At 59.8% G+C, this 19,886-nt stretch carries 17 protein-coding genes; 9 read left to right on the forward strand and 8 right to left on the reverse strand.

The window, feature by feature from the left end; genetic code table 11:
• Positions 1–8: 8 nt before the first annotated feature.
• On the reverse strand, positions 9–3,458 hold the full coding sequence (gene mfd, locus ACM6IV_RS04275; RefSeq protein ID WP_414868858.1) for a transcription-repair coupling factor: 3,450 nt from the start codon (positions 3,456–3,458) through the stop codon (positions 9–11).
• Positions 3,459–3,812: 354 nt separating this feature from the next.
• Here mfd and ACM6IV_RS04280 point away from each other — a divergent pair, with 354 nt between their 5' ends.
• Entirely contained in the window at positions 3,813–5,276 is a 1,464-nt protein-coding gene (locus tag ACM6IV_RS04280; RefSeq protein WP_414868859.1) for a glyceraldehyde-3-phosphate dehydrogenase, read from the forward strand.
• A 110-nt stretch (positions 5,277–5,386) separates the two neighbouring features.
• Here the strand turns inward: ACM6IV_RS04280 and ACM6IV_RS04285 are convergent, their stop codons facing one another.
• Positions 5,387–6,688, reverse strand: coding sequence for an MFS transporter (locus ACM6IV_RS04285; protein ID WP_414868860.1), 1,302 nt, complete (start codon positions 6,686–6,688; stop codon positions 5,387–5,389).
• Between the two features lie 53 nt (positions 6,689–6,741).
• On the opposite strand from ACM6IV_RS04285, the gene ACM6IV_RS04290 reads away from it, so the two are divergent.
• Both ACM6IV_RS04290 and sthA read left to right on the forward strand, forming a co-directional pair.
• Positions 6,742–7,788, forward strand: a complete 1,047-nt coding sequence (locus tag ACM6IV_RS04290) for an FAD:protein FMN transferase (protein WP_414868861.1) — start codon at positions 6,742–6,744, stop codon at positions 7,786–7,788.
• A 201-nt stretch (positions 7,789–7,989) separates the two neighbouring features.
• Positions 7,990–9,384, forward strand: coding sequence for a Si-specific NAD(P)(+) transhydrogenase (sthA, locus tag ACM6IV_RS04295; RefSeq protein ID WP_122607477.1), 1,395 nt, complete (start codon positions 7,990–7,992; stop codon positions 9,382–9,384).
• Between the two features lie 42 nt (positions 9,385–9,426).
• Here sthA and ACM6IV_RS04300 read toward each other — a convergent pair whose 3' ends face one another.
• Complete coding sequence (locus tag ACM6IV_RS04300) at positions 9,427–10,149, reverse strand: glycerophosphodiester phosphodiesterase (protein ID WP_007910500.1); 723 nt, start codon at positions 10,147–10,149, stop codon at positions 9,427–9,429.
• Between the two features lie 14 nt (positions 10,150–10,163).
• Positions 10,164–10,745, reverse strand: a complete 582-nt coding sequence (locus ACM6IV_RS04305) for a PilZ domain-containing protein (protein WP_122595358.1) — start codon at positions 10,743–10,745, stop codon at positions 10,164–10,166.
• Between the two features lie 94 nt (positions 10,746–10,839).
• Between ACM6IV_RS04305 and ACM6IV_RS04310 the strand changes: the two genes are divergently transcribed.
• The 3 genes from ACM6IV_RS04310 (at position 10,840) to ACM6IV_RS04320 (ending at position 14,089) form a co-directional block, all read left to right on the forward strand.
• A complete protein-coding gene (locus ACM6IV_RS04310; protein WP_414868862.1) occupies positions 10,840–12,090 on the forward strand; it encodes a lipoprotein-releasing ABC transporter permease subunit in 1,251 nt (416 codons plus the stop codon).
• Positions 12,083–12,781: a lipoprotein-releasing ABC transporter ATP-binding protein LolD gene (gene lolD, locus ACM6IV_RS04315; protein ID WP_414868863.1), complete on the forward strand. Its 699-nt coding sequence runs from the start codon at positions 12,083–12,085 to the stop codon at positions 12,779–12,781. The genes ACM6IV_RS04310 and lolD overlap by 8 nt, the downstream gene beginning before the upstream one ends.
• Before the next feature lie 63 nt (positions 12,782–12,844).
• Entirely contained in the window at positions 12,845–14,089 is a 1,245-nt protein-coding gene (locus tag ACM6IV_RS04320; protein WP_414868864.1) for a lipoprotein-releasing ABC transporter permease subunit, read from the forward strand.
• Positions 14,090–14,197: 108 nt separating this feature from the next.
• Here ACM6IV_RS04320 and ACM6IV_RS04325 read toward each other — a convergent pair whose 3' ends face one another.
• Both ACM6IV_RS04325 and ACM6IV_RS04330 read right to left on the reverse strand, forming a co-directional pair.
• Positions 14,198–15,547: a heavy metal sensor histidine kinase gene (locus ACM6IV_RS04325; RefSeq protein WP_414868865.1), complete on the reverse strand. Its 1,350-nt coding sequence runs from the start codon at positions 15,545–15,547 to the stop codon at positions 14,198–14,200.
• A complete protein-coding gene (locus ACM6IV_RS04330) occupies positions 15,547–16,227 on the reverse strand; it encodes a heavy metal response regulator transcription factor (RefSeq protein ID WP_414868866.1) in 681 nt (226 codons plus the stop codon). The genes ACM6IV_RS04325 and ACM6IV_RS04330 overlap by 1 nt, the downstream gene beginning before the upstream one ends.
• A gap of 165 nt (positions 16,228–16,392) precedes the next feature.
• On the opposite strand from ACM6IV_RS04330, the gene ACM6IV_RS04335 reads away from it, so the two are divergent.
• Both ACM6IV_RS04335 and queF read left to right on the forward strand, forming a co-directional pair.
• A complete protein-coding gene (locus tag ACM6IV_RS04335; RefSeq protein WP_038362253.1) occupies positions 16,393–16,926 on the forward strand; it encodes a plastocyanin/azurin family copper-binding protein in 534 nt (177 codons plus the stop codon).
• Between the two features lie 61 nt (positions 16,927–16,987).
• The gene (gene queF / locus ACM6IV_RS04340) at positions 16,988–17,818 is read left to right on the forward strand and encodes an NADPH-dependent 7-cyano-7-deazaguanine reductase QueF (protein ID WP_414868867.1); all 831 of its coding nucleotides are present in this window, start codon (positions 16,988–16,990) and stop codon (positions 17,816–17,818) included.
• A 177-nt stretch (positions 17,819–17,995) separates the two neighbouring features.
• Here queF and ACM6IV_RS04345 read toward each other — a convergent pair whose 3' ends face one another.
• Both ACM6IV_RS04345 and ACM6IV_RS04350 read right to left on the reverse strand, forming a co-directional pair.
• Positions 17,996–18,259, reverse strand: coding sequence for a DUF4404 family protein (locus ACM6IV_RS04345; protein ID WP_414868868.1), 264 nt, complete (start codon positions 18,257–18,259; stop codon positions 17,996–17,998).
• Between the two features lie 108 nt (positions 18,260–18,367).
• The gene (locus ACM6IV_RS04350) at positions 18,368–18,988 is read right to left on the reverse strand and encodes an HAD family phosphatase (RefSeq protein ID WP_414868869.1); all 621 of its coding nucleotides are present in this window, start codon (positions 18,986–18,988) and stop codon (positions 18,368–18,370) included.
• 198 nt (positions 18,989–19,186) lie between these two features.
• Here ACM6IV_RS04350 and ACM6IV_RS04355 point away from each other — a divergent pair, with 198 nt between their 5' ends.
• Positions 19,187–19,876 (forward strand): VacJ family lipoprotein, encoded by a 690-nt coding sequence (locus ACM6IV_RS04355; protein WP_414868870.1) that lies wholly within the window; start codon positions 19,187–19,189, stop codon positions 19,874–19,876.
• The last annotated feature ends 10 nt before the right edge of the window (positions 19,877–19,886 follow it).

A 19,886-nucleotide genomic window follows, 5' to 3' on the forward strand; every position in this document is an offset into this window, starting at 1 on the left:
GGCGTCCTTCAAACAGTTTTCGGGAGGAGGCGCTCAAACAGCGCCTCTACAGTATTAAAGCGCTCTTCCGGGCGTTCCATAGGGACCTGGAACTTGAACATCGTCGCGCCTTCGAATTTGTAGCGTTTTGGCTGGCTCTGGATCAGCTTGATCAGGGTCATCGGGTCGACCGGGGTCTGCGCTTCGAACTCGATGCGCCCACCTTGTGGGCCACCATCGACTTTCTTGATGCCAAGTTTTTCTGCCTGCAGCTTCAACGCCGTGATCCGCACCAGATTCTTGGTCGGCTCCGGCAACAGGCCGAAGCGGTCGATCATCTCGACTTGCAGATCCTTGAGGCCTTCCTCGTCGGTGGCCGAAGCGATGCGCTTGTACAGAATCAGACGCGCGTGAACATCCGGCAAATAGTCTTCCGGAATCAGCGCCGGCACCCGCAGGTTGACTTCCGGGCCACCGCCCAATGGCTGATCGAGGTTCGGTTGTTCGCCCTTGCGGATCGACTTCACCGCGCGCTCGAGCATTTCCATGTACAGGGTGAAGCCCACGGCCTGAATCTGCCCGCTCTGACCATCGCCGAGCAGTTCGCCGGCGCCACGGATTTCCAGATCGTTGGTCGCGAGGACGAAACCGGCACCGAGATCCTGAGTATTGGCGATCGCTTCCAGACGCTTTTCCGCATCCGAGGTGATTTGCTGGCGCGGCGGTGTCAACAGGTAGGCGTAAGCCTGGTGGTGACTGCGGCCGACACGGCCACGCAACTGGTGCAGTTGCGCCAGGCCGAACTTGTCGGCGCGCTCGATGATGATGGTGTTGGCGCTCGGCACGTCGATGCCGGTCTCGATGATGGTCGAGGCGATCAGCACGTTGAAACGCTTGTGATAGAAGTCGCTCATCACCTGCTCGAGTTCGCGCTCGCGCATCTGCCCGTGACCGATACCGATACGGGCTTCCGGCACCAGTTCGGCGAGATCGGCGGCGCATTTCTCGATGGTCTTCACATCGTTGTGCAGGTAGTAAACCTGACCACCACGCAGCAGTTCGCGGAGCAGGGCCTCTTTGACCGTGCTCTTGTTCTGCTCCATGACGAAGGTGCGCACCGACAGGCGTCGCGCCGGCGGCGTGGCGATGATCGACAGGTCGCGCATGCCCGACACCGCCATGTTCAGCGTGCGCGGAATCGGCGTGGCGGTCAGGGTCAGAATGTCGACTTCGCTGCGCAGCGCCTTGAGCTGTTCTTTTTGACGGACACCAAAGCGGTGCTCTTCGTCGATGATCACCAGCCCGAGGTTTTTGATCTTCACGTCGTCGGACAGCAGCTTGTGCGTGCCGATGACGATGTCGATCTTGCCTTCGGCCAGATCGGCGATCGCGGCGCTGACTTCCTTGGCTGACTTGAAGCGGCTCATCACTTCCACGGTCACCGGCCAGTCGGCGAAGCGGTCGCGGAAGCTGTTGTAGTGCTGCTGGGCGAGCAGGGTGGTCGGCACCAGAATTGCCACTTGGCGACCGCCGTGCACGGCGATGAATGCAGCGCGCATGGCCACTTCGGTCTTGCCGAAACCGACGTCGCCGCAGACCAGTCGATCCATTGGCTTCGGCGCGAGCATGTCTTCGCGCACGGCTTCGATGGTCGATTGTTGATCGGGGGTTTCTTCGAACGGGAAACCGGCGCTGAACGTTGCGTAATCGGCTTTCGGGTCGGCGAATGCGTAGCCTTCGCGAGCGGCGCGACGGGCATAGATGTCGAGCAATTCAGCGGCGACATCGCGCACCTGTTCGGCGGCTTTGCGCTTGGCTTTCTGCCAGGTTTCCGAGCCGAGGCGGTGCAGCGGGGCCAGGGCATCGTCGCTGCCGGTGTAACGCGCGATCAAATGCAGGTTGGCCACCGGCACGTAGAGCTTGGCGTTCTCGGCGTATTCGAGGGTGAGAAATTCGGCCGCCTGATTGTCGATTTCCAGGATCGTCAGGCCCAGATAACGGCCGACACCGTGGTCGATGTGCACCACCGGCGCACCTTCGCGCAGCTCGGTGAGGTTCTTGATCACTGCGTCGTTGCTGACGTCGCTGCGTTTTTCGCGGCGACGACGTTGCATCACGCGCTGGCCGAACAGCGGACTTTCCGCGACCAGTGCCAGCGCCGGCTCATCCAGCATCAGGCCTTCGTCGAGCGGAGCAATGGTGATCGCCAGACGATCCTTGCTCGCGACGAAGTCCGGCCAGCTGTCGACGGTTTTCGGCCGCAGCTTCAGGCGTTCAAGCAACTCCAGCAGCACTTCGCGACGGCCGGCGGATTCGGCGGTGAACAACACGCGACCGGGGAATTCATCGAGAAATGCCGACAGTGCCGCCAGCGGTTGCGTGGCTTTGGCTTCGATCGCCAGATTCGGCAGTGCCTGTGCCGGGAAGCGTTCGCGGCCGACACCGCTTTCCACGTCCTGCTGGCTGGCGACCACCCGTGGCCAGCTCTTCAGGCGCGCGAAGCAATCTTCCACCGGCAGGAACAGTTCCGCCGGCGGCAATAAAGGACGCGAAGGGTCGACGCGACGCTCTTCATAACGATTGCGCACGTCGTTCCAGAAGTTTTCCGCCGCTTGCTCGATGCCCGGCAGCGAAAACACTTGGGTGTCCTGCGGCAAGTAATCGAACAGGGTCGAGGTTTCGTCGAAGAACAGCGGCAGGTAGTACTCGATACCGGCCGGGGTAATGCCGCTGCTCAGGTCCTGAAAGATCGGGCAGCGACGGAAGTCGACGTCGAAACGCTCGCGGAACCGAGCCTTGAAGCGGGTGACCGCATCTTTCTGCAGCGGAAATTCACGGGCCGGCAACAGCTTGACCGAGTCGACCTTATCGATGGAACGCTGGTTTTCCGGATCGAAGGTACGCAGGGTTTCGATTTCGTCGTCGAACAGGTCGATGCGGTAGGGCAGTTTGCTGCCCATCGGGAACAGGTCGATCAGCGCACCGCGAACGGTGAACTCGCCGTGCTCATAAACCGTGTCGACGTAGCGATAACCACTGGCTTCGAGCCGCGAGCGCATCTGTTCGACATCGAGTTTCTGCCCGACATCCAGCACCAGACTGCTGCCGAGCAGAAATTTGGTCGGCGCCAACCGGTGCAACGCTGTGGTGATCGGCACCACCAGCACGCCATGCGCCAGCTCCGGCAGTCTATACAGGCTGGCGATACGCTGGGAAATAATGTCCTGGTGCGGCGAGAACAGATCGTACGGCAGGGTTTCCCAGTCGGGAAAATGCAGCACGGGCAAATCCGGGGCGAAAAAACTCAGCTCCTGTTCCAGTCGTTCAGCGCTCTGGCTGTCGGCGGTCAGTAGCAGGGTGAAGCGCTTGGCAGCGCTGGCAGCCTCGGCAATCGCGAGACTGAGGGCAGCACCGGGCAGATTGCCCCAATGCTGTTTACCTGCCTCGGCAGGGAGTAGCGGTAGACGCAGAACGGGCACGGAAGGTTGAGCTCCAGGCTTTGCGACAAAGTCGGTAATTGTAGCGGCGTCCGGTGCCGCCTGTCAGTTGCAGACTACGTCTATCTTCGATGTTTAGGCGAAATGTAGTGGTAACCATAAAAACCAGCGGTTTTTTAGCGATTATGTAGTGCCGAAAGTAGGTAGTGTTACGGAGGGTTACAGACATCGTCTAACAGTCGTCGAAAAATTGACTGCGCTGAAAGCCCCGGTTTTATTGGGCTGGCGCGATGCGCAAATTTTTTGAACAGGATTTTGTTACCGGTTTCGCGACAAGCGCGCATTGCTGAATGAGGTTGTCGGCGGCATAATGTAGCCCCTTTTTTCTGCCCCTACATGTGGAAGGTTACCGTGACTCAGAAGCCCGACCAGTGTCTTGGTGAATGGATCGACCGTGAAGCACTCGCAGAAGCGATGATCCCGCTTATCGGTCAGCTCTACCGCAATAACAACGTGGTGAGTTCGATCTATGGCCGCAGCCTGATCAACCAGTCTGTCATCGCGATTCTCAAAGCTCACCGCTTTGCTCGCCACCGTTCTTCCGACGACAGCGAACTCTCCGTCCACGAAACATTCCCACTGCTCAAGGCCATGAGCGAGCTCAAGCTCGGCGCGGCTTCGGTGGATCTGGGCAAGTTGGCGTTCAAATTCCGTAACGAAGGCAATGGCCGCAGCGCCGAGCAATTCGTTCGTGAAGAAATGGCTGACGTGGTTGGCCAGCAAAACGCTTCCGCACGTAAAGGCACCGATGTTGTGCTGTACGGCTTCGGCCGTATCGGTCGTCTGCTGGCGCGTATCCTGATCGAGAAAACCGGTGGTGGCGACGGTCTGCGTCTGCGTGCCATCGTGGTGCGCAAAGGCGCCGAAAACGACCTGACCAAACGCGCCAGCCTGCTGCGCCGCGATTCGGTACACGGTTCGTTCAACGGCACCATCACCATCGACGAAGAAAACAACACCATCACCGCCAACGGTAACCTGATCCAGGTGATCTACGCGAAGAACCCGACCGAGGTGGATTACACCCAGTACGGCATCAAAGACGCGCTGCTGGTGGACAACACCGGTGTATGGCGTGACGCCGATGGTCTGGGTCAGCACCTGGCGTGCCCGGGTATCGACCGCGTTGTTCTGACCGCACCTGGCAAGGGCAAGCTGAAGAACATCGTTCACGGCATCAACCACAACGAAATCACCGCTGACGACAAGATCGTGTCCGCCGCTTCCTGCACCACCAACGCCATCGTGCCGGTGCTGAAAGCCGTGAATGACAAGTTCGGCATCATCAACGGTCACGTCGAAACCGTTCACTCGTACACCAACGACCAGAACCTGATCGACAACTTCCACAAGGGCGATCGCCGTGGCCGTAGCGCCGCGCTGAACATGGTCATCACCGAGACCGGTGCTGCCACCGCTGCTGCCAAGGCCCTGCCGGAGCTGGCCGGCAAGCTGACCGGTAACGCGATCCGCGTTCCGACGCCGAACGTGTCGATGGCCATTCTCAACCTCAACCTTGAGAAAGCCGCTACCCGTGAAGAGATGAACGAGTACCTGCGCTACATGGCGCTGCACTCCGATCTGCACAAGCAAATCGACTTCGTCAACTCGCAGGAAGTGGTGTCCACTGACTTCGTTGGCTCGCGCCACGCCGGTGTGGTCGACGCTGAAGCGACCATCGTTCAGGACAACCGCGTTGTTCTGTACGTCTGGTACGACAACGAGTTCGGCTACAGCTGCCAGGTGATTCGCGTGATGGAAGACATGGCCGGTGTAAACCCGCGAGCGTTCCCGCGCTAAGCGATAGCTGCACATGAAAACGCCCCGGCTTAGGTCGGGGCGTTTTTTTATGCCTGCTAAATCTCGATTGGCTGTTGCGGCCTCATCGATGGCTTGCCAGCGATGGCGTCCTATCGCGCGCCGCCGGGTATGGCCGCTTGCGCAGTCCGCAGTTCATGCTTGTTGCCACGGAACAACACCAGCGTAGCGATCAATCCCAACACCGCCGCGCCACTGAGCCAGATCCCCGGCGCAGCCTTGTTATCCAGCACATGAATCAGATACGTGCACGCCGCCGGGGTAAACCCGCCGAATGTCGCGGTTGCCAGGCTATAAGCCAGCGAGAAACCGGTCGTACGAACCTCCACCGGCATGATCTCGGTCAGCGCTACCACCATCGCACCGTTGTACGAACCGTACAGGAACGACAGCCACAACTCGACGATCAGCAGATGGCTGAAGCTCGGGTTCGCCACCAGCCACGACAGCGCAGGGTAGGCCGTCAGGATTGCCAGAATCGTCGCCGCCAGCAGTAGGGGTTTACGGCCGATCCTGTCAGACACCGAACCCATTACCGGCAACCAGAAGAAGTTCGACAGGCCGATGCACACCGTCACCAGCAACGCGTCGAGGTCCGACAGATGCAGCTCAGCCTTGCCGAACGTCGGGGTGTACGCGGTGATCAGGTAGAAAGACACCGTGGTCATCACCACCAGCGCCATGCCAGCGATGACGATGCCGAAGTTCTGACCGATCGAGCGAACAATTTCCTGAAGGGTAGGGCGGTGTTTTCTGGCCTGGAACTCCGGCGTTTCCTCCAGCGAGCGGCGAATGACGAAGATCACTGGCACGATCATGCAGCCGATCAGGAACGGCACGCGCCAGCCCCAGTCACCCATTTGTTCCGGACTCAGCCAGTGATTGAGGCCGACGCCGAGCAGGCCGGCGAAGACCACCGCCGCTTGTTGGCTGGCGGACTGCCAACTGACGAAAAAGCCTTTGCGTCCGGGTGTGGAAATTTCCGCCAGATACACTGACACCCCGCCCAGTTCGACCCCGGCCGAGAAGCCTTGCAGCAGGCGTCCGAACAGCACCAGCAGGGGAGCCGCCACGCCGAGCGTCGCGTAGCCCGGCACGCAGGCAATCAGCACGGTACCGGCAGCCATCATGGCCAAGGTGATGATCAGGCCTTTGCGGCGGCCATGGCGGTCGATGTAGGCGCCGAGGAAAATCGCCCCCAGTGGACGCATCAGGAAACCTGCGCCGAAAGTGGCCAGGGAAAGCATCAGGGAGGCGAAGGCGCTGTCGGTCGGGAAGAAGGTCTTGGCGATGGCTGTGGCGTAGAAGCCATAAACCATGAAGTCGAACATTTCGAGGAAATTGCCGCTGACAACGCGAAAAATCGCCTTGCCTGTACCGGTCGTGGAAGACATTTCTGGATACTCACTTTAAATCTTGTAAGAAAGCGTTTCGCTCGTGTCCCATAATGGCCGGCGCGGTTTTGCGGAGAGATGAAGAATTGTTAACTGGACGAGGGTGGGTGGTTGTGGTGCTCGCGGGTATTTTGTCCGGCTGCGGCAATGGCAACTCCATGGAGAGCTTCGCCGGCCCGACCATGGGCAGCTCCTATTCGATCAAATACGTGCGCCACGCCGGCCTCGCTGATTCCGCGCAAGTTCGCCGGGAAGTGGAAGGTATCCTCGGCGAAGTTGATCGACAGCTGTCCACCTATCGCAATGATTCGGATATCGAACGCTTCAACGCTTTGCCGGCCAATAGCTGTCAGACAATGCCCGTGCCGGTGCTTGAACTGGTGCGTACAGGCGAACAACTCTCACTACAAAGCGAAGGTTCCTACGACCTCACCGTCGAACCTCTGATGAATCTCTGGGGCTTCGGCCCACAAGGCCGCGAAGAGAAGGTCCCTGGCGCCGCTGCGTTGGCCGAAGCGATGCAGCGGGTTGGCCACCAGCATCTGCATATCAAGGGCGATCAGTTGTGCAAGGACGCCGCCGTCGAAGTCGATTTCAACAGCATCGCCGCCGGTTATGCCGTCGATACCATTGCGGCCAGGCTCGACGCCATGGGCATCGACGATTACCTCGCTGAAGTCACGGGTGAATTAAAGGCCAAAGGCAGAAAGCTCGACGGCTCGCCCTGGCGCATTGCTTTGGAAGAGCCCCGTGATGATCGGCAGGTCGCCGAGCGCATCATCAATGTCGACGGCTACGGGGTTTCTACCTCTGGCGATTATCGCAACTATTTCCTGCAGGACGGTCGACGCTATTCCCACACCTTTGATGCGCGCACTGGCGCACCGGTCCTACACGACCTGGCGTCAGTCACAGTGATTCATCCTTCAGCGTTGATGGCCGATGGACTATCGACGCTGTTGCTGATTCTCGGCCCGGAAAGGGCATGGGCCTATGCCGAAAAACATGACATTGGTGCATTCTTTGTGATTCGTGCCGATACAGGTTTTGTCGTCCGAACCAACGAGGCTTTCGAACGCCTCAGTGGCGCAAAAAACTGACTGAGAACAATACGAAAGCTGGCGTTGTAGTGCAGGCAAAAGTAGCCTACGACGCGACCAAGGGTTAATGTGCGCGGCGTTGACGCTTCTATAGACTGTGTCCGGGTTCTTGAATGACCCCCAATTGTTCCTTCGCGCCGCCGTTCGGCGTGATTTAGCCGCCGGTGCTGCTGGCACCGCGGCCTGTTCTGAGGAGTACGCATGGCTGTCTACAACTACGACGTGGTGGTGCTGGGTTCCGGCCCGGCGGGAGAAGGCGCGGCAATGAACGCCGCCAAAGCAGGGCGCAAGGTCGCGATGGTCGACAGCCGTCGCCAGGTCGGCGGCAACTGCACCCACCTCGGCACCATCCCGTCCAAGGCACTGCGTCACTCGGTGCGGCAGATCATGCAGTTCAACACTAATCCGATGTTCCGGGCGATCGGCGAGCCGCGCTGGTTCTCTTTCCCGGACGTGTTGAAAAGCGCCGAGAAGGTCATTTCCAAGCAAGTCGCTTCGCGCACCGGCTACTACGCCCGTAACCGCGTCGACGTGTTCTTCGGCACCGGCAGCTTCGCCGACGAGCAAACCATCGAAGTGGTATGCGGCAACGGTGTGGTCGAAAAACTGGTGGCCAAGCACATCATCATCGCCACCGGTTCGCGCCCTTATCGCCCGGCGGACATCGATTTTCATCATCCGCGCATCTACGATAGCGACACCATCCTCAGCCTCGGCCACACCCCGCGCAAACTGATCGTTTACGGGGCTGGCGTGATCGGTTGCGAATACGCGTCGATCTTCAGTGGTCTGGGTGTGCTGGTCGAGCTGGTCGACAACCGTGGCCAGTTGCTGAGCTTCCTCGACTCGGAAATCTCCCAGGCGTTGAGCTACCACTTCAGCAACAACAACATCACCGTGCGCCACAACGAGGAATACGATCGCGTCGAAGGCGTGGATAACGGAGTGATCCTGCACCTCAAGTCCGGCAAGAAGATCAAGGCCGACGCCTTGCTCTGGTGCAACGGCCGTACCGGCAACACCGACACGCTGGGTCTGGAAAACATCGGGGTCAAGGTCAACAGCCGTGGCCAGATCGAAGTCGACCAGAACTACCGCACCTGCGTCGAGAACATCTATGGCGCAGGTGATGTGATCGGCTGGCCGAGCCTGGCCAGCGCCGCCCACGACCAGGGTCGTTCGGCCGCCGGCAGCATCGTTGATAACGGTAGCTGGCGCTTTGTGAATGATGTGCCGACCGGCATCTACACCATTCCGGAGATCAGCTCGATCGGCAAGAACGAGCAGGAACTGACCCAGGCCAAAGTCCCGTACGAAGTCGGCAAGGCGTTCTTCAAGAGCATGGCCCGTGCGCAGATCGCCGGCGAGCCGCAAGGCATGCTGAAGATCCTGTTCCACCGCGAAACCCTGGAAGTGCTGGGCGTTCACTGCTTCGGTTATCAGGCGTCGGAGATCGTCCACATCGGTCAGGCGATCATGAGCCAACCGGGCGAACTGAACACCCTGAAATACTTCGTCAATACCACGTTCAACTACCCGACCATGGCTGAAGCCTATCGGGTAGCGGCGTACGACGGTCTCAACCGGCTTTTTTGACGGGCTCCGGCCGGTGGCCTGAGCCGGCCGGGGAGACCGATTTCAGCAATTCTCGAGGGTGGCAGTGGCCAAACCGGGAAAGTCTGTAATCAGGCTGTCAACGCCGAAGTCGGCGAGTCTGCGCATCAGCGCAGGCTCGTTGACGGTCCACACCGACACATGCAGCCCTTGACGCTGCGCCTTCTGCAGGCGTTCCGGCGTACACAACGTCCAGTTCAAGGCGAGAATCTCGCAGCCATAGCTGGCCGCGACTTTCAACGGGTCGAGCCAGGCGTATTCGGCCACCAGGCCGCGTGACACGTCCGGCACCAGATCCAGCGCCGCCTTCAGCACTTCCCGCGAACTCGAGGTGATCGTCACCTTGTCGAGCAGGCCGTGGCGCTGGGCCATTTCACGAATCGCCAGCACCGTGGTTGCCGCGCGCGTACGTGAGGCGCTTTTGACTTCCAGTTGCCAGTGCTCGAAATCACACTTCTCGAACAACTCTTCCAGTGTCGGAATCGGGCACGGCTTGATCCAGCCCGGGCCGCCCTTGCGCGCGTCGTAGGTCACCAGTTCGGCGGCAGTATGCTCAACGACTTTGCCGCGGCGCTCCGTGGTGCGTTTGAGGGTCGGGTCGTGGATGACCATCAACTCACCGTCCTTGGACAGGTGCAGGTCCAGTTCGCAACGGCGCACGCCGTGCTTGAGACATTCCTGAAAACTGCTCAGGGTGTTTTCCGGTGCTTCGCCCTTGGCGCCGCGGTGGCCGTAGATGAGGGTCACGGTTCTTCCTTAAATTAAATGCCTGATTCGTTCTGTTCGCGGGCCAGACGTCGTTCCTGAGCCTGCTTCTGCAAGATATAGCGGGCGAGCAACTGGCGCTGGGCGTCGGTCAAGTGTTCGAACTCGGTGCCGACGTCGTAGCCTTCGCCTTTGCGGTCGCAGTGGGTGACGCGGGCGCGCAGCAACAGACCCAGTGCTTGCGGCATCAGCACCAGTTTCACTGACAGGTGTGCTCCGGCGGCAATCGGTGTCGGATGCTGAAAGTCGATCCCGCCTTCGGAGATGATCACCGGTTGCGGCTCGCCGATCTGGCCGAGCACGGTCAGGGCGACTACCTGGCTGAGCAGGTCGATGCGTTTGTTCTGGGATTTCAGGAACGCGGCGATGGCCCGGTCGCGCTCGCTGATCTGGCGCAACAGGTGTTGCGACTCGAATTCGCTCAGGTGCAGTTCGCTGAGCAGGTTGAACAGTGGGGAAGCATCCTGCAACACTTCCTGGCCTGCGGCTTCGGGAGCAGACAGGGGCCGAATTTCCAGTGCGATCGTGTCCTCGATACGGTAGTATTCGCGGCGATCTTCTTCATCTAATGTCGACATGGCGAACCCATGGTAGCGGCGGTGGTCTGAGTGTAAAGCTGGTTATCGACCCCCGCCACAAGGACGTTCCTTTTCCCTCCGAACAAGCCCCGACATGTTCAGACCTCTCTTCGTATTTATCGGCACGCGTTATACCCGTGCAAAGCGTCGCAATCATTTTGTGTCATTCATTTCCCTGACTTCGATGATCGGGCTCGCCCTTGGCGTGGTCGTGATGATCGTCGTGCTGTCGGTGATGAACGGCTTCGATCATGAGATGCGCACCCGTGTGCTGGGCATGGTGCCCCACGCGACCATTGAATCCACTGAGCCGCTCAACGATTGGCAAAGCCTGGCGACCCAAGTCAAGCAGAACCCGCAGGTGACGGCGGTAGCGCCGTTCACGCAGATGCAGGGCCTGCTGACCAATAACGGTCAGGTGTCCAAGGTGTTGCTCAACGCCATCGACCCTGCACTCGAGCGCAATGTGTCGATCATCGACAACTTCATGAAGCAGGGCAAACTCGACGATCTGACGCCGGGCAGCTTCGGCATCGTCATCGGCGACAAGGCCGCGACCAAGCTCGGCGTGGGCATCGGTGACAAGGTCACCTTCGTCGCGCCGGAGGTCAGTGTGACCCCGGCCGGGATGTTCCCGCGCATGAAGCGCTTCACCGTCGTGGGCATTTTCCATGTCGGCGCTGGCGAGCTCGATGGCTATCTGGGCGTCACCAACCTGCAGGATCTGGCGAAGATGCACCGCTGGAAGCCTGATCAGGTGCAGGGCATCCGCCTGAAGTTCGACGACCTGTTCCAGGCACCGCGTGTGGCGTGGAACATCGCTCAGCAGCTTGGCGAAGACCATTACTACGCCCGCGACTGGACCCGCACCCACGGTAATCTGTATCAGGCGATCCGCATGGAAAAAGCCATGATCGGCCTGCTGTTGCTGCTGATCGTCGCCGTCGCTGCGTTCAACATCATTTCCACACTGGTGATGGTGGTCAACGACAAGAAGGGCGACATCGCCATTCTGCGCACCTTGGGCGCGACGCCGGGCACGATCATGCGCACGTTCATGGTGCAAGGTACGGTCATCGGTGTGGTCGGCACGGCGATTGGTGCGGTGCTCGGCATTTTCGCGGCGCTTAACGTCAGTGCGGCGATCTCGGCACTGGAAGGCCTGATCGGCCACAAATTCCTTAATGCTGACGTGTATTTTATTGATTATCTTCCGTCGCAGGTGCAGAGCCAGGATGTGCTCATGGTCTGCGCCGCTGCGTTGGTCCTGAGTTTCCTCGCCACCCTGTATCCAGCCTGGCGTGCCGCGCGCACCCAGCCGGCGGAGGCGCTACGTTATGAGTGAGTCGGGCATGAGTGAACAAGCAATCTTGAGCTGCCGTAACCTGGGCAAATCCTACGAGGAAGGCCCGGAATCGGTAGAAGTACTGGCCGGCCTGCAACTGGAGTTGCATCCGGGCGAGCGTGTCGCGATCGTGGGCACTTCGGGTTCGGGCAAAAGTACGTTGCTCAACCTGCTCGGCGGCCTCGACACGCCGACCAAGGGCAGCGTCTGGCTCGACGGTGAAGAGCTGTCGGCGCTGAGCGAGAAGAAGCGTGGCCTGCTGCGTAACCGTTCGCTCGGTTTCGTTTACCAGTTCCACCACTTGCTGCCGGAATTCACCGCGCTGGAAAACGTCTGCATGCCGCTGTTGATCGGCAAGACACCGATCCCGGAAGCTCGTCAGCGCGCCACGGCATTGCTGGAGCGCGTTGGCCTCGGTCATCGTCTGGAGCACAAACCGGCGGAACTGTCCGGTGGTGAACGTCAGCGTGTGGCCATCGCCCGCGCCTTGGTGAACAAGCCAGGCCTGGTGATGCTCGATGAGCCAACCGGCAACCTCGACTCGCACACCGCGCAAGGCATTCAGGATTTGATGCTGGAACTCAGCACCTCGATGCGCACGGCGTTTCTGGTGGTGACCCACGACATGAACCTGGCTCGCCAGATGGATCGCGTATTGCACCTGCAAGAAGGTTGCCTGACACCCATCTGATTGGCTGAAACCCGACGTCTGTAAAGGCGTCGGGTCTTTTATTTTTATACGGTGCCCCAGCGAATGTTCAGACCGTTATCGATCTTTATCGGCACGCGCTATACCCGCGCCAAGCGCCGCAATCGCTTTGTTTCGTTCATTTCGATGACCTCGATGATCGGCCTCGCCCTCGGCGTGCTGGCGATGATCGTGGTGTTGTCGGTGATGAACGGCTTCCAGCGCGAAATGAGCTCGCGCATCCTCGGCATGGTGCCGCACGCGACCATCGTGGGCGTCAAGCCGATCGATGACTGGCAGCCGGTCGCCGCTGCGGCGATGAAAAATCCTCAAGTGACCGCCGCCGTGCCGTTCACCGAGATGGAAGGCATGCTGTCCTACAAGGGCCTGATGCAGCCGATCCAGATCAGCGGCGTCGATCCGGCGCAGGAAGGCAAGGTTTCCATCGTTGCCCAGCACATCGTGCAGGGCCGTCTCGACGCCTTGAAACCGGGCGAGTTCGGCGTGGTGATCGGCGAGATCACCGCGCGACGTTTCCGCCTCAATGTTGGCGACAAGATCACCCTGATCGTGCCGGAAGTCAGCACTGCGCCGGGTGGCATCACCCCACGCATGCAGCGTCTGAACGTGGTCGGCGTGTTCAAGGTCGGTGCCGAGCTGGACGGCTCGATGGGCCTGATCCACGTCGCCGATGCCGCGACCATGCAGCATTGGCAACCGAATCAGGTACAGAGCGTGCGTCTGGCGGTCAAAGACCTGTACGCCGCGCCGAAAGTCTCCTCGGACATCGCCGCCGGTTTGGGCGCCGAGTTCAAGGCTGACGACTGGACCCACACCCAGGGCAGTCTGTTCAGCGCAATGAAGATGGAAAAAACCATGATCGGCCTGCTGTTGCTGATGATCGTCGCGGTGGCGGCGTTCAACATCATTGCGACGTTGATCATGGTGGTGAACGACAAGGGCGCGGACATCGCGATCCTGCGCACCATCGGCGCCACGCCACGGCAGATCATGGCGATCTTCATGGTGCAGGGCACGGTGATCGGCATTGTCGGGACGATCATTGGCGGCGTGCTGGGTGTGATTGCGGCGCTGAATGTCAGTCAGATTGTGGGCTGGATCGAGCAAGTCAGCGGGCAGCATATCTTCAGTTCGGACGTGTATTTCGTCAGCAATCTGCCATCGGAATTGCAGGGTGGCGATGTGCTGTTGATTTGCTCGGCGGGTTTTATCCTGAGCTTTTTGGCGACGGTGTATCCGGCCTGGCGGGCGGCGAAGATCGAGCCGGCTCACGCGCTTAGGTATTCGTAATCTGCCAGACCGCTTTCGCGAGCAAGCCCGCTCCCACATTGGATTTGTGAACGACGCAGATCCCATGTGGGAGCGGGCTTGCTCGCGAAGGGGCCTGAATGGCTGGCCTCAATTCTGCTTGGGCAACTCAATCACAAACCGCGTCCAGCCCGCCTCCGATTCGCAATGAATCTGTCCGCCATGGGCCCGGACGATGGACTGAGTAATCGCCAATCCCAACCCCGCATGCTCACTGCTGCCTTCCTGCCGCGCCGGATCCGCCCGATAAAACCGATCAAACAAGCGTGGCAGCAACTGCGCAGAAATGCCTTCGCCACTGTTTTCGACTGAAATGCGCACGGCGTTCGGTTGATCAACAATGCGCAAACTCACGTAGCCCTCAGCCGAGGTAAACCGCAGCGCGTTATCCAGCAAATTCGACAAGGCCCGGCGCAACATACTGCGATCCCCCTCGATCCGTGCATTGCCCTCCCGGCTCAGCCTGACCCCGGCGTCTTCCGCCAGCGGCGCAAAAAACTCCAAAAGCACATCCGTTTCATCCGCCAGTTGCAGCGGTTCACGCTTGGGCATCAGCAAGCCGTGATCCGCCTTGGCCAGATACAACATGTCGTTGACCAGTTGCGCCATCCACTGCAGTTCTTCGAGATTGCTGTGCAACGCTTCGCGGTAATCCTCGATCGGCCGGGGACGGGTGAGGGTGACCTGGGTGTGGGTCAGCAGGTTCGACAACGGTGTGCGCAGTTCGTGGGCAATGTCGGCGGAAAACGCCGAGAGGCGCTGAAACGAGTCGTCGAGGCGTGCGAGCATGGCGTTGAAACTGTGGGCCAATTCCGCAAGCTCTGGCGGCATTTGCGGTTCCGGCAGTCGGGCATTCAGCGATTGTGCGGAAATCCCACGGGCGACTGCGCTCATGCGCCGCAACGGGCGCAAGCCGCTGCGCGCGGCCCAGGCGCCGAGCAAGGCAGTGGCCAGCGCCGAGAGGCCGACGGTGAGCCAGATCAGGTGCTGCATGCGTTGCAGGAAGTGTTGGTGGTGGGTGATGTCCAGCAGCAAGGTCAATTGCGGCGAGTCGGGTTGGTCCGGGTAGAGCGGGGCGTTGAGCACGCGATAGTCGGTGCCGTCGTGACGCACGGTCGACAGGCCGGAGTGTGGCGGCAAATCCTTGGGAATCTGCGTCGAACTTTCGTACCAGCGTTGGCCGTCGCTGCCGGTGATGCGTAGCGACAGATCGGCCTGACGGCTCAGCTCATCCGCCAGCCGTGCCTCGCGTTGAGCGGGTTGAACATCCTGCAAGGCGCGGCGCAGGCCGATCAGTTTGCCGTCCAGTTGTTGCTGGTCGAGTTCGATGAAGTGCGCCTCGCTGGCACGGTCGAACAACACGCCGGCGAACAGCGACACCACAGCAGTGCAGGCGGCAAACAACAGGGCCAGGCGCGAACTCAAGGACAACCGGCGCATCAGGCACCACGCTCTTCGAGCACGTATCCCATGCCGCGCACGGTGTGGATCAGTTTGTTGGGGAACTCATCGTCGATCTTCAGCCGTAAACGGCGGATTGCGACTTCGATGACATTGGTGTCGCTGTCGAAATTCATATCCCAGACTTGCGAGGCGATCAGCGATTTCGGCAGCACTTCGCCTTGGCGACGCAGAAGCATTTCCAGCAGCGCGAATTCTTTGGCGGTCAGGTCGATGCGTTGGCCAGAGCGTTCAACCCGGCGGCGGATCAGATCCAGACGCAGGTCGGCCAGTTGCAGACTGGTTTCCTGCGGTGTCGCGCTGCCGCGCCGCAACAGGCTACGCACCCGCGCCAGCAGTTCGGAGAAAGCGAACGGTTTGACCAGATAATCGTCGGCGCCCAGTTCGAGGCCATGAACCCTGTCTTCCACGGCGTCTTTGGCTGTCAGAAAAAGTACCGGTGTTTCCAGTCCGGCGCTGCGCACCGCTTGCAGAATCTGCCAGCCACTGCGCCCCGGCAGCATTACGTCAAGAATCAGCAGCGCGTAGTCACCGCTCAGCGCCAATTGCTGACCGCTGTTACCGTCGGCCACCAGCTCCGTGTTGAACCCGGCCTCGGTCAGGCCCTGGCGCAGATATTGGCCGGTTTTTGCTTGGTCTTCGACGATCAACAGTTTCATGGGCAACTCGGGTTTGTTCGGGGGTGTAGAAACGAAAGCTTTATACCGTGAGCGCAGGCGACAAACGCCAACCTGACAAAGTTGTAATCTGCCTGTCAGGTAGATGCCAGCGCAGGCCGGCTAAAGTTTCCCACAGGCTGAACCTTATCCAGTTGGAGAACGACCATGTTTTTACGCCAATCCCTGACGTTGGCTGCCTGTCTGTTGGCGCTGAGTTCGCCAGTGTGGGCCGCGCCAGCCCACACCTACGATTTCGGCCAGCCAGCACCGGCCGCCAAAGCCACGCGCAGCATTGAGGTGGTGATGGGCGATATGTCGTTCGATCCCAAGGCCATTCAGATCAAGGCCGGTGAGACCGTTCGTTTTGTCCTGGTGAATAAAGGCCAGTTGTTGCATGAATTCAACCTCGGTGACGCGGCAATGCATGCCAGACACCAGCAGGAAATGTTGCAGATGCAGCAAAGCGGCATGCTTACACCTACCGGCATGAAGGAAATGTCCCACGATATGGCCGGCATGGATCACGCGGCGATGGGCCATGGCATGAAGCACGACGACCCCAACAGCGTGCTGGTCGAGCCGGGTAAGACGGCCGAACTGACCTGGACCTTCAGCAAGGCGACGAGCCTGGAATTTGCCTGCAATATTCCCGGGCATTATCAGGCCGGTATGGTCGGCAAACTGACGGTCAGTCAGTAAGCACTCAAAGGCGCGGGCAAAGGCTGGTAGAATCCGCTGATTCTTCAGTCAGGTTTCCGCCATGCATCCCGCAGCCGAACATTCGCCGCTGGGCAAATCCAGCGAATACATCGCCACGTACACGCCGTCCCTGCTGTTCCCGATTCCGCGCACCGCGAAATGGGCAGAACTGGGCCTGACCGCCGAAACCCTGCCGTATAAAGGTGTGGATTTCTGGAACTGCTTCGAGCTGTCCTGGCTGCTGCCGTCGGGCAAGCCAGTGGTGGCGATCGGTGAATTCAGCATTCCGGCGGACTCGCCGAATATCATCGAATCGAAGTCGTTCAAGCTGTATTTGAACTCGCTGAACCAGACGCCGTTTGCCGACGTCGCGACTCTGGAAGCGACGCTGGTCAAGGATCTGTCGGCCGCCGCCGGCAAACCGGTGGGCGTGCGCGTTCGCAGCCTGAAGGACGTTGAGGCGGAAGGCGTCGTGGCGTTGCCGGGCGTGTGCATCGATGATCTCGACATCAGCGTCAGCAACTACGAGCATCCGCGCCCGGAACTGCTGCGTTGCGATGATTCGCGGATCGTCGAAGAAACGGTGTATAGCCATCTGCTCAAATCCAACTGTCCGGTCACCAGTCAGCCGGACTGGGGCACGGTGGTGGTGGAGTATCGTGGTTCGGCGCTGGATCACGCCAGTCTGCTGGAATACATCGTCAGCTTCCGTCAGCACTCGGACTTCCATGAGCAGTGTGTGGAGCGGATATTCCTGGATCTGCAGCGCTTGCTGAAACCCGAGAAGCTCACGGTGTTCGCACGTTACGTGCGTCGCGGCGGTCTGGATATCAACCCGTATCGCAGTACCGAAAGCGTACAGCTGCCGAACCATCGCCTCGTACGTCAGTAAAGATCAACTGTAGGAGTGAGCCTGCTCGCGATAGCGGTGCGTCAGCTGACGATGATGTTAACTGACACACCGCTATCGCGAGCAGGCTCACTCCTACAGGGGAATGCATTGCCAAAGTAGAAATGAAAAAGCCCTGCCAGTGATGGCAGGGCTTTTTGCATTTTCAGGGGAGGGGAGTTAGATCCCCATGCTGCCCAGCGCATTGACGATGTTGCGCAGGGTGCCGGCGATGGCCGGGTGTTCGAGTTCGAAGCGATCAACCGCCAGGTTCACGCCATCGGCGATGCTGGTGTCTTGCGTGGCAGTCTCCAGTTGAATCTCGGATTCAATCTGCGCCATCAGCGCATGCAAATCCTCACGCTCGGCTTCCGACAGCGGCGGGTTCTGCTCCAGCTGCTCGCGCAGGGTATCGAGCTGTTTTTGCAGTTCTTGGGCGGGCATGGTGTTTTCCTTTTATCAATAGGCACTGGCATTGACCGCAGCCGCGCGCCAAAGGTCTATGGCTGACCTTTAGATTAATCCACTCGCGGCAAACCTGCATGATCCCGATCAGGGCTTTTCGCCTTTGAGGCGGCGCAGGTTGATGTCCGCGAGACAGGTGTCGAGTTCGCCCAGGTGGTCGATCACCGAATGCACGCCCAGTCCGAATAACTGCACGGTGGCCTTGCCACGTAACTGTTCGCGTTCTTTTTGGCTCAAGGCTTGCCATTCGCCCGGCGCCAGCCCGCACAGTGAGCCGCAGGAGGCGAGGCCAATGGTCCACAACCCGGCATTCAGGCCGGCCTGTAACAGACGCGGTTCGCCACTGACCAGCACGCAGCCGTCCAGGCTGCCGACGTTCAACGTCATCAACGCTTGCCAGCAGGCGTTCGGGGAGGGCCACGGAGTGATTGTTGCCGAATGTTGCACAGGTTTGATCCACGCCGGTAGCGAGGCCGACAACGGTTGGGTGAGGGCAGGGGGCAACTCATCCAGCCAGGCGCAGGGGATTTGCTGGCGCTGCAAGCTGTGCAGACTGTCGAGTGCGCCCGGCGTGGCTTGCGCGTATTCGGGCAGGGCGAGGGTGTCTTGCCGGGCGCGGGCACCGAAATCCACCAGACAACCGCTGAGTCCGAACAGCACAGCGGTCAGGCTGGGCGCAGCGACGGGCAAGGTTTCGGCGTGTGTCATGGCAGCGTCCCTGAAATACCGATAAGGCTAGTCATTCCAGGTGACAGTTGCGTGACGGCTATGTGAAGCACGGTGTGGGAGGCGTCCTACAACTTTGCACAATTGGCTGACTGCCCAAACGGCCTTTTACGCTTATACTAGCGGCCTTAATGCCCGGGCCCCGATGTCCGCGACAGTACACATCCAAGGAGTTTTTCTATGCGCTGGAGCTATCCGCTCGCTCAGCTAAGTGTATGTGCCGGCTTGATGCTGGCGCCGTTCGCCACTCAGGCGGCAACGGAAGAAGACCCTTGGGAAAGCGTCAACCGTCCAATCTTCCAGTTCAACGACTTCGTTGACACTTACGCGCTGAAGCCACTGGCCCAGGGCTATGAGTTCGTGACACCGCAGTTCCTCGAAGACGGCATTCACAACATGTTCCGCAACGTTGGCGATGTCACCAACCTTGCCAACAACATTCTGCAAGCCAAACCGGCTGCGGCGGGCGTCGACACGGCGCGGCTGATCTTCAACACCACGTTTGGCCTGCTCGGTTTCTTCGACGTCGGCACCCAAATGGGCCTGAACCGTAGCGACGAAGACTTTGGCCAGACCCTCGGTTACTGGGGCGTAGGTAGCGGTCCGTACGTGATGCTGCCGTTGATGGGGCCGAGCACTTTGCGTGATGCGCCATCCAAGTACGTTGACAGCTACACCGGTATGTACCGCTACATCGACCACGTGCCTACGCGTAACTCGATTTTCGGTCTGAACATCGTCGACACCCGCGCCAGCCTGCTGTCGAGCGAGAAGCTGATCAGCGGCGACAAGTACACCTTCATCCGCAATGCCTACTTGCAGAACCGCGAGTTCAAAGTGAAGGATGGCCAGGTCGAAGACGATTTTTAATCTCGACCGG

Source organism: Pseudomonas sp. IT-347P (assembly GCF_949768005.1).
In the GTDB taxonomy this organism is placed as follows: Bacteria; Pseudomonadota; Gammaproteobacteria; order Pseudomonadales; family Pseudomonadaceae; genus Aquipseudomonas.